Here is a 3,047-nt window from a genome sequence, read left to right on the forward strand (position 1 = left end):
GGGTCGGGGAGGGGGAGCGCGTGGCGGTGGTGAGCCACAACTCCGCCCGCCTCCTTGAGCTGTTGTTCGCCGTGCCGATGAGCGGGCGGATCTGCGTGCCGGTCAACTTCCGGCTCAAGCCCGACGAGGTCGAGTACGTGGTGCGGCAGAGCGGCGCCTCCGTCCTGCTCGTGGACCCGGAGCTGGACGACGCCCTGTCGGGCGTCAAGGCACGCCACCGCTTCGTGCTCGGCGAGCGGACCGAGACCGAGCTGATGCGGTTCGGCGTCGAGCCGCGCCCCTGGGCCAACCCCGACGAGGACGCCACCGCGACGATCAACTACACATCGGGAACCACCGCCCGCCCCAAGGGGGTTCAGCTCACCCACCGCAACATCTGGGTCAACGGGCTCACCTTCGGCCTGCACACCCGCGTCTGGGAGCGGGACGTCTATATGCACACGCTGCCGATGTTCCACTGCAACGGCTGGGGCATGCCGTTCGTGATGGCCGGGCTCGGTGTGAAGCAGGTCGTGCTGCGCAAAGTGGATGGCGCCGAGATCCTGCGCCGCGTGGAGGAGCACGGCGTCACGCTCATGTGCGGGGCGCCCGCGGTGTGGAACGCGGTGCTCGACGCGGCCACGAGCTGGCGCGGCGAGGTGCCCGGCCGTGACCGGGTACGGATCGTCTGCGCGGGCGCACCGCCGCCGAGCAAGCTGATCCAGCGCGTGGAGGCCGAGCTGGGCTGGGAGTTCACGCAGATCTACGGCCTCACCGAGACCTCCCCGCTGCTCACCTTCAACCGGGCGGCGCCCGCCGACGCGGAGCTGCCCGCCGAGGAGCGGGCGCGCAAACTCTCCCGCGCCGGGCTGCCCGCGCTCGGCGTCAAGCTGAAGGTCTCCGACGCGGGCGAGGTGCTCGCCCGCTCGAACGTCGTACTCGAAAGCTACTGGGAGAAGCCGGAGGAGACCGCGGCGGCGCTGGAGGACGGCTGGTTCCACACGGGCGACGGCGGCACTCTCGACGAGGCCGACGGCCATCTGACCATCTCCGACCGGAAGAAGGACGTCATCATCACCGGCGGTGAGAACGTCTCGTCGATCGAGGTGGAGGACGCGATCTTCAGTCACCCGGCGGTCGCCGAGGTCGCGGTCATCGGGGTGCCGCACGAGAAGTGGGGCGAGACGATCAAGGCGCTCGTCGTCCTCGCGGAGGGGGCGACGGCGGGGGAGGCGGACATCATCGCCCACTGCAAGCAGCGGATGGCCGGTTACAAGGCGCCGACGAGCGTCGAGTTCCGTGAGGCCATCCCGCGTACGGCCACGGGCAAGATCCAGAAGTTCAAGCTGCGGGAGCCGTACTGGGCGGGGCGCGGCCGGGGCGTGAACTGACGACGCGTCGGCCTCCTCGTGACGTCCCCTCGGCGGCGATTCGGCACGCCTTCAATAAACCTGCACATCGGATGCGCAGTCCGGTCACGGAATTCGGCGGACGCTTCATGAAAACTCCGCCCGAATTCTCGTGCATAGGCCACAGAACATGGTCCTGGGTGCATAAGTGTCCGGTTTGTTGAAGGGAGTGCCATCCTGCCCCCGATTCCCTCCTGTGAATGTTGTGAAGGACCTGCCACCTCGCCGTGAAACCGCCTGCACGCTGCGGAGATGCGACGCCGCAACCACACCCGACGGGCACTTCGTCGATTGGATGTGCGAGCTGCGAACGTGCTTTGATCCTGGCCCACGCGGAATTCGCCCGGCAGGTACGGCGGATTCCGCTGGTTGGAAACACCTTTGCGCCATTTATGAGAAGGGCAGCTCACACCATGAACAACTCCTCGCAGGTCGAGACCCTCGAAATCTCCGACGCCGACCTCGACAACGTCTCCGGAGGCCTCGTCGCCCAGGTCGCGGGCAACGTCACCACGACCGCTGACTCCATCGCCCCGGTCACCGGCGTCGTCGCCGGTGTCGCCGGCACGGTCGAGAACGCCACCGGCGTGAACGTCGGCGCCGTCACGGGCCTGGCCTCCGGCCTGACCGCCGGTCTCTGAGCCTTCCGCTCACCGAGACACCGTGACCCCTGAGCCCCGGAACCCCTGGTTCCGGGGCTCACGGACGCCACAGGCCAAGCGGGCCCACCCGCAGGCCAAGCAGGCCAAGCAGGCCAAGCAGGCCAAGCCGCCGCAGGCCCCGGCACAGTAAGGAAAGCGCCCCGTGCAGTTCCGCCAACAGGCCCTGTCCAAGCTGCAGTCGCCCGAGGAACTCGACCTGCCCGTGCGCTACGCCCGCCCCCAGGGCCTGCTCGTCCTCGCCGTCACCCTCGTCGTCATGGCCGCCGCGAGCGCCTGGGCCGTCACCGGCTCGGTCTCCTCGACCCTCAGGGCGCCCGGCATCCTCACGCACGGCCAGGGCAGTTACGTCCTCCAGAGCCCCGTCACCGGCCAGGTGACCCGCGTCCTCGCCGAGGAGGGCAAGCGCGTCGCCGCCGACGCTCCCGTGCTCGAAGTCCGTACGGACCGGGGCGACAGGGTCGTACGCGCCATCGCCGCGGGCCGCGTCACCACACTCGTCGCCAAGATCGGCACCGTCGTCACCACCGGCGCCGACATCGCGACCGTCGAGCGCGTGGCGGGCGCCTCGGACCCGCTCCTCGCCATGCTCTACGTCCCCGCCGACAGCGCGGCCACCGTCCCCGTCGGCGCCTCGGTGGACCTCACCGTCCAGTCCGTGCCCACCCAGGAGTACGGCACCCTGCGCGGCCGCGTGAAGGCGATCGGGCGGGCCGCGCAGACCCGGCAGAAGATCACCGGCTTCCTCGGCGACAAGGAACTCGCCGGGCAGTTCACCAAGGACGGCCCGCCCGTGGCCGTCCTCGTGCGGCTGGAGAAGTCGTCCAGCGCCAAGTCCGGCTACGCGTGGTCGACTTCCGGCGGGCCGCCCTTCGCGCTCACCTCCATGACCCCGGCCACCGGCGCCTTGCACCTCGCCGAGCAGCGCCCGATCGATTGGCTGCTTCCGTGACCGCACCCCACGCCCCCCGGGCCGCATCCCACGTCTCCCCGGCCGCAC

4 protein-coding genes are annotated in these 3,047 nt (G+C 70.0%); all 4 read left to right on the top strand.

From position 1 onward, the window contains the following. On the top strand, positions 1-1,370 hold a 1,370-nt coding region (locus GKQ77_RS30870; protein WP_219692417.1), incomplete at its 5' end, for an AMP-binding protein. Between the two features lie 431 nt (positions 1,371-1,801). Continuing rightward, on the top strand, positions 1,802-2,029 hold the full coding sequence (locus tag GKQ77_RS30875) for a type A2 lantipeptide (protein WP_219692419.1): 228 nt from the start codon (positions 1,802-1,804) through the stop codon (positions 2,027-2,029). A gap of 22 nt (positions 2,030-2,051) precedes the next feature. Continuing rightward, positions 2,052-2,180, top strand: coding sequence for a hypothetical protein (locus tag GKQ77_RS33745; RefSeq protein ID WP_258022275.1), 129 nt, complete (start codon positions 2,052-2,054; stop codon positions 2,178-2,180). A gap of 12 nt (positions 2,181-2,192) precedes the next feature. Further along, a complete protein-coding gene (locus GKQ77_RS30880; protein ID WP_219692418.1) occupies positions 2,193-2,999 on the top strand; it encodes a biotin/lipoyl-containing protein in 807 nt (268 codons plus the stop codon). Positions 3,000-3,047 lie beyond the last annotated feature (48 nt).

The sequence above is a fragment of the Streptomyces anatolicus genome (assembly GCF_019400875.1).
Classification (GTDB): Bacteria; Actinomycetota; Actinomycetes; order Streptomycetales; family Streptomycetaceae; genus Streptomyces; species Streptomyces anatolicus.